This is a genomic window from Deltaproteobacteria bacterium (assembly GCA_016874735.1).
Classification (GTDB): domain Bacteria; phylum Bdellovibrionota_B; class Oligoflexia; order Oligoflexales; family CAIYRB01; genus CAIYRB01.
The window spans coordinates 1-5,923 of sequence record VGTI01000115.1 but is presented as its reverse complement, the minus strand read 5'-3'; the positions used below and the strand labels follow the sequence as shown (position 1 = coordinate 5,923).

At 51.4% G+C, this 5,923-nt stretch carries 8 protein-coding genes; 4 read left to right on the top strand and 4 right to left on the bottom strand.

What is annotated here, in order from left to right:
- The first annotated feature begins 147 nt into the window (after positions 1-147).
- Complete coding sequence (locus tag FJ146_19125) at positions 148-867, top strand: phosphoribosyltransferase (protein ID MBM4254084.1); 720 nt, start codon at positions 148-150, stop codon at positions 865-867.
- Here the strand turns inward: FJ146_19125 and FJ146_19120 are convergent.
- Both FJ146_19120 and FJ146_19115 read right to left on the bottom strand, forming a co-directional pair.
- On the bottom strand, positions 803-1,228 hold the full coding sequence (locus FJ146_19120) for a CBS domain-containing protein (protein ID MBM4254083.1): 426 nt from the start codon (positions 1,226-1,228) through the stop codon (positions 803-805). The two genes, FJ146_19125 and FJ146_19120, sit on opposite strands and share 65 nt — an antisense overlap.
- A gap of 28 nt (positions 1,229-1,256) precedes the next feature.
- Entirely contained in the window at positions 1,257-1,679 is a 423-nt protein-coding gene (locus tag FJ146_19115; protein ID MBM4254082.1) for a hypothetical protein, read from the bottom strand.
- Positions 1,680-1,822: 143 nt separating this feature from the next.
- On the opposite strand from FJ146_19115, the gene FJ146_19110 reads away from it, so the two are divergent.
- Together FJ146_19110 and FJ146_19105 are read left to right on the top strand one after the other, a co-directional pair.
- On the top strand, positions 1,823-2,359 hold the full coding sequence (locus tag FJ146_19110; GenBank protein MBM4254081.1) for a hypothetical protein: 537 nt from the start codon (positions 1,823-1,825) through the stop codon (positions 2,357-2,359).
- 132 nt (positions 2,360-2,491) lie between these two features.
- Positions 2,492-3,043, top strand: coding sequence for a lipocalin family protein (locus FJ146_19105; protein MBM4254080.1), 552 nt, complete (start codon positions 2,492-2,494; stop codon positions 3,041-3,043).
- Here FJ146_19105 and FJ146_19100 read toward each other — a convergent pair whose 3' ends face one another.
- Both FJ146_19100 and FJ146_19095 read right to left on the bottom strand, forming a co-directional pair.
- Positions 3,044-3,652 carry a hypothetical protein gene (locus FJ146_19100; protein MBM4254079.1) on the bottom strand — a complete coding sequence of 203 codons (609 nt, stop codon included), beginning with the start codon at positions 3,650-3,652 and terminating at the stop codon, positions 3,044-3,046. It lies immediately after the preceding gene.
- 104 nt (positions 3,653-3,756) lie between these two features.
- On the bottom strand, positions 3,757-4,575 hold the full coding sequence (locus tag FJ146_19095) for a hypothetical protein (protein ID MBM4254078.1): 819 nt from the start codon (positions 4,573-4,575) through the stop codon (positions 3,757-3,759).
- Between the two features lie 102 nt (positions 4,576-4,677).
- On the opposite strand from FJ146_19095, the gene FJ146_19090 reads away from it, so the two are divergent.
- Positions 4,678-5,923 (top strand): hypothetical protein (locus FJ146_19090; protein ID MBM4254077.1); only part of this gene is annotated, 1,246 nt, incomplete at its 3' end.

The following is a 5,923-nucleotide window of genomic DNA, read 5'->3' as shown; positions in this document are numbered from 1 at the left end:
ATGGCTCATCTAAAAGCTAATTAGCCTACGCTCGACGTCTGCAGATTCCGTGCCATTAGCAGAACTCAGTGAGGGACTGTGTAAGCATGGTCTGCGCATAAGACTTGCAAGGTTTTTTGTGACAATAATTTGGTAACGGGGGTTCCCATGACGAAGTACCGCAACAGGCGCGAGGCAGGTCAGATCCTAGGAGTACATCTAGAGAAAGAACTGCGGAAAAAGGAACTAACCAAGCCATTAGTGCTTGGGCTCCCGCGGGGGGGAATTCCCGTCGCATTTGAAGTGGCCGCGGTCCTGCGGTGTGCTCTCGATGTCATAGTGACGCGAAAACTCGGCGTCCCCGGACATGCAGAGCTGGCCTGTGGTGCTATTGGACCAGATGGTGTGGAAATTCTCGATCAAAGATTGGTTAGTGAGTGCGGCATCACTGACAAACAAATTTCTGACATAGTCGCACGGGAATCGGTTGAGCTCACGCGGCGGCAGGAACTCTATCGTACCGGTCTTGGTCCTCTAAATTTGTCGGGGCGTGATGTGATCTTAGTCGACGACGGCATCGCTACCGGTGCAACCATGATGGCAGCTGCTGCGAGTGTAAAAAAATGTGGCGCTAAAATGATAGTCGTTGCGGTACCAGTCGCGCCAGACGACGGCGCAGCGCGACTTGGTGGTATAGCTAATATTTATCTCTGTCCCTACCAACCCGCCTATTTCAGCAGTGTCGGCGAGTGGTATGACGACTTTACTCAGACTTCAGATGCCGAAGTGCTGCATTTGCTACAGCTAGCAAAAAATCGGAACATTAGCTCTCCCGAGATTCCTCAATCGCCTGTTTCACAAAGTCCGACTCCGTTACAATGCCAATAATTTTGAGGCCATCTGTGACTGGGAGGCAGCCAATCTTGTTGTCGAGGAGAATCCGGGCTGCCTCGCTGATCATGACATCCGTGGTGATGGTCTCAGGCTCGGGCGTCATGATGGAGCGAGCGTAAAGGTCAGTGAGATTTGCTTTTTTCTCCATAACGGTCATGTCGTCAAAGGCAAAAAGGACGTGCTTCATCAAATCACGCTGCGTGATGATACCCTCGACGCGGCCATCGTGATCAACCACTGGCACATGGCGAATGTCTTGCTCTGTCATAATGCTGTAAACATCGGACACAGGATCCTCGGCAAATACACAGACCGGCTCTCGTGTCATAAGCTCTGAGATGTTTGATGCTGGCATCGTAGAAACCTCCCCTGAAAAGTTTTAATCAGTGCAGCCTTGTAGGTTGTCCAAACTCAGTTTTGGCGTAGGCAACCATTTGGGCCTGGGACATTTTTCCTGCTGGTTCGACGCGGATTATTTCAATGTGAGAGTTGTGCTGTTCACGTACGAATGTAGCAAATTGCGCCTTAGCTGGCCCTGGGCCCATGATGAGGAGAGCTGCGTCGCTTGGTAGTGACGCGAAAATCTCCTGATAATGTCGTTTCCAGGAATTGCGTCTATTCTCTTCATCGCGCGCCGCAGATACAGCGGATCTATGAGCGTATGCTTTGGCGCTGCGGACGCCTCCCGTAGCTTTATGCTTGCGTTCGGCGTCCGAACTGACATGCCGCACAATTGGAGTCTCCTCTTTGAGATCGATAACAAAAGCCTCTTTATGACTCAACCAGACAGCGCATGGGTGTCGCATATGAGAACCTCCTACTGTTACCAATTATGGAGCAAAAATCGTTCCAAAATTTCCGAAGCGCAGATCAGCCAGGCGGCACAATTTTTGCTTCGTAACAACGGGTATCAGTGAATGCGGATCTGAAAAAACTTCACGGAGGATTTATGAACAGCGTGCGTATTTTTTTAATCGTTGGTTTGGGATTGAGCGCGTTATCGAGTGTACCCGCAATAGCGGCGGACAAGAATAGTGAAGGAATGACGGACCAATTGTCAGAACCCGCGTCTCAGTCAGAATGGACCTGTCCAGGCATGGCGATGGGGCCACACGCCAGGGGAGGAAGGAGTTGGAGTAGACTGCGGGATATGCAGCGCGTCACGATTGATGGGCGTATTGAGGACGTCAATATTCATGAAACGTGTTTTGGCGAGGTGAGGGGCTTGCATCTCAAACTCAAAACCGCTGACGACACAGTTTTTATACATGTTGGTCCAACGCAGTTTGTGAATTCTAAGAGCTTCCCATTTGCCATTGGCGACGACGTGCGGGTGGAAGGCGCGCTCAGTGAAGGTGCAGGTACAAAAGCTGTATTTGCATACGTCATTGAAAAAGGCGGCAAACGTTTGATTCTCCGCGATGCTGATGGACGGCCACGGTGGTCACGGGGGCGTGGTGAAGGGATGGGGCGATTATCCCACTGATAGTTAGACGATTCAGGCGACTCAGTAACCTGGCAGAGCTGAATGATAATGATAGCGATATCATTCAATTTTCAGGTACATAATTGCTAAGGATCATTTGCAATTATCATTTGTCATGTGAGGAGTAGCTTTATGTTTAGCAAGCTAACTGCTGGTTTTTTGAGTTTTGCCACCGTGTTCGTCGGTGCTAACCTAGTGCACGGCAAAAATGCCGTTGACGAACTTGAGACAGTAGATAGTGTGGATTTAGACCGATACCTCGGTAAATGGTATGAAATTGCTAGACTCAATGAAGCGGAGCAGGATAATTGTACCGCTACCACTGCTGAATACAGTCGCAACGGGGATGGCTCGGTCAAGGTGTTAAATAGCTGCCGGCTATTCAATCCGGAACGCGGGTTTTTGAAAACGGTCACAGGGAAGGCCGTGCCGGCAGATGCTACAAACAGTAAGCTTTTGGTGGAATTTAGAGCGGGTGGGCCGCAGGGCAACTATTGGATCATCGAACTCGATGCTGATTATCAATGGGCGGTGGTCGGTGAGCCGAGCAGGTCGGCGTTCTTCGTGCTCAGTCGCTCCCGCACCATGGACGAGGCGCTTTTGGGAGATATCCTCCAAAGAGCCACGTCCAAGCACGGGTATGATCTGTCAAACCTGATCCGGACGCGGCATCCTGCTCATTGATTATTCACCAGTGAATTTAGCTGCGGCAATGACTGCCTCAGTGACTGTGGCCTGGTTCAATTTCAAGCCCCAGAAAGTGCCGCGACCTTGACCAGGCGCGGCATCATCTGTTTCAGAATCGAGAATCGCATTAACAGCGCTATAATCCTTGCCACTCCAAATCATCACATGAGCTGGAGCCTCGTCATTGTGGATATCGATAGTTAAATTTAATGCCTGTGAGCCGTCGACAGCAACGAAGTTTTTAGCGGCAGATGTTACTGTGCCTACAGTCATAGCTGCGGCTACGGAATTACCAGTACGGCTAAATTTTAGCTCTAAACCATTCTTTAATGACTCATCGGCATTAGCGACGAGCGTCAGGCTGCCACCATCGTCGAGGCTGAACGCCAAGGCATAACTCTTGCGTGCTCCGATCGCGCCCACTGGATCTTTAAAGGCGATGCTACCTTGGCCTTTAAGGCCAGTACCCGAGGAGGCTAGGTTGCCTGTATCGACAGTGACGTAAGGGGAACTTCCGAGCGAGCCTTGATTTGCGGTGTCGGTGCCAGTGGCGCCTTTGTCACATCCTGCGATGACTAGGAGCGCAATTAAAGATAGTTTTTTCAAGTTCTTATCTCCGGTGAACATAGCCGCTGTACCGCGACTAATCGTGCGACTTTATCGGCAGAGGCTATTCCAAGTGCAAATGAGTTGCAACAACAACCGTAAGCTCATGGGTCCCAATCTGGGATGTCGGTTGAGGGAGCAGGCGAAGGGCTAGTGGGGCCGGTAATGATCTCAGAGGCCTTGATCATATGCTTAAGCATCCGGTTGTAGGTTCTGGTTTTGATGTCTCTAGGGCCGGCACGATCGACCACTTGAGCTGCTACGCTGAGTATGCGGCGGTTTCGATCTATGAGCCTCCAGGTCTCGGGATCTAGTGCGGCTGGCACTCCCGTGAGTAAGTTGTCCCACGTTTTCTTACCTAGATCGGCTAGTTTAGCTAGGTCACGTATTTGTTGCGCGGGATCTACCAGATTGAGGGTGGGTTGATGGCTGCTTGCCGGCGGCTCCGCTTCACCCGCAAGCAGGGCGCGCAAAGCCATATAGGCTGCGGCCATATCGTCTGGCGAAAGCTTATTGATGTCGACCGTACTTTCCTTGAGGAAGTCCGAAGTTTTGACAGTGGAATAGCTAGCGGATTTCCGGTTTTGCTCGGTATCAACTGTAGTTATGGCCGTGGCTGTCATGCCTATAGTTTTATTGGCCACAACGAACTTTGTCGCTCCGACTTCGCTGCTAATAGCGCTCATCAATTCACTTACAGGAGTCTCAGCTATGGCGAGTTTTTCTTGGGAAAAGCTTGCTGACTGCGCCATGGCTCGTAGGTACGTCGCCACCTCACCCGTGGGCGCAAGTGCAATGGCATGATTCTCGTTAACTGATGCAGTTAGGTCCGTAGGTTTCCCGCTTGAGTGGCGCTTACCAAAGCACGATGTAGCAAGTGCAACGCTTAGACATAGGGGGCCTGCTCCGCTAAGTCGCATCATGAAACCGCCTGGGTGGTTAGTCGCATGGAATCCAATTTTTGAAATCATACAGCCAATGTTACGCTAAAGTATCAATTACAGTCAAAATTGGAGCGGGTATTCGTGTTTAAGTTTGGTAAACGTAGCGGCATTCTAGTCTTCCTCTTGTGGTGCAACTGGATTGGTGCTTGTCGCAGCTGGCAGCGAGGGTCGTCCGTCAACGAGACTCCCCCAGATACGCGTGACTGGAAAGTCTTGCAGCAGGCGAAATTATCAGCTCAGCACAAATATCTCGCCGCGCATGCTGAGGAAGCAGCGGCATTCAGGGCGCGGCCCTTGGGTTCTGATGGTATACCAGCTATGCTCATCGGTATACTGTCCGAAACTGCGCCAGAAATTTGGGCGGAGGGCCCAGCTCATCAACTGATGGGCCTCACATTTACAGGTGTGGAGTCCGGTCGCCTCCCTCAGGAGCTCCACCTTGGCAACGGCTCCGACCAGGAGCTTAAGATCGCCACTTTCAGTTGCGGTAGTTGTCACATTGGACGCGTTCTAGATAGCCAAGGGTTGACGACGGAAATTTTCGGAGCTCCGAATACCCAAATTGACACCACCGCATTTCGTTATTTCCTTTGGAAGGCGTCGAATGACGAGAGGTTGACTGCGTCTAAGGTGACTTCCATGTTGCACGACAAACCATTAGGTTGGTTTTACGGCATGGAGCATAAGACAGAAGAACTCCGAGACCGTCAGCTGATACTGGGGAATCCTGACCTCTTCGTGATGCGGATCAAGCAATCACTCAATGCCCGAGAAGCTTTGATCAACCGCGGTCTCGGCGAGCGAACGTACCGCCATGCAAAGGATTTACTGCGTGGTGGCGTGCCAGGATCTCTAGACGCGTTCGGGTTCACAGTGTTGTCCTTGGTAGTCGGTCCAAAAGTGAGGGACCGTGGTGCCCTCGATTTGGCCGATGACGAGTGGGCCATCCTACCGCCAGCTCCTCCTATGGTAGACATCATGAGCGTGTGGCAACAGTCGCGTAAACATTATGCGCAGTGGGATGGAACCATTAAAAATCCACTCATGCGTAATATCGGAGCGGAGCTTGGGGTCATCAGAGATCCCGAGAAAGTCGACCGACGCAACGCCGCTATGACTACGGCACTTGTGGGCGATCTCCCGCCAGCACCCTATCCGTTTGAAGTCGACATGGCTAAGGCTGCACGTGGTGCCGCTATTTACCAAAGTGTCTGCAGTAAATGCCACGATCATAATTTATTTGTGGATGTGAGTGTGCTCCGCGTAGATGCCAATCGTGCGAAGGGGCTTAACTCACCTGCGCGCCTCGGTTTGATTAAAGGTTTAA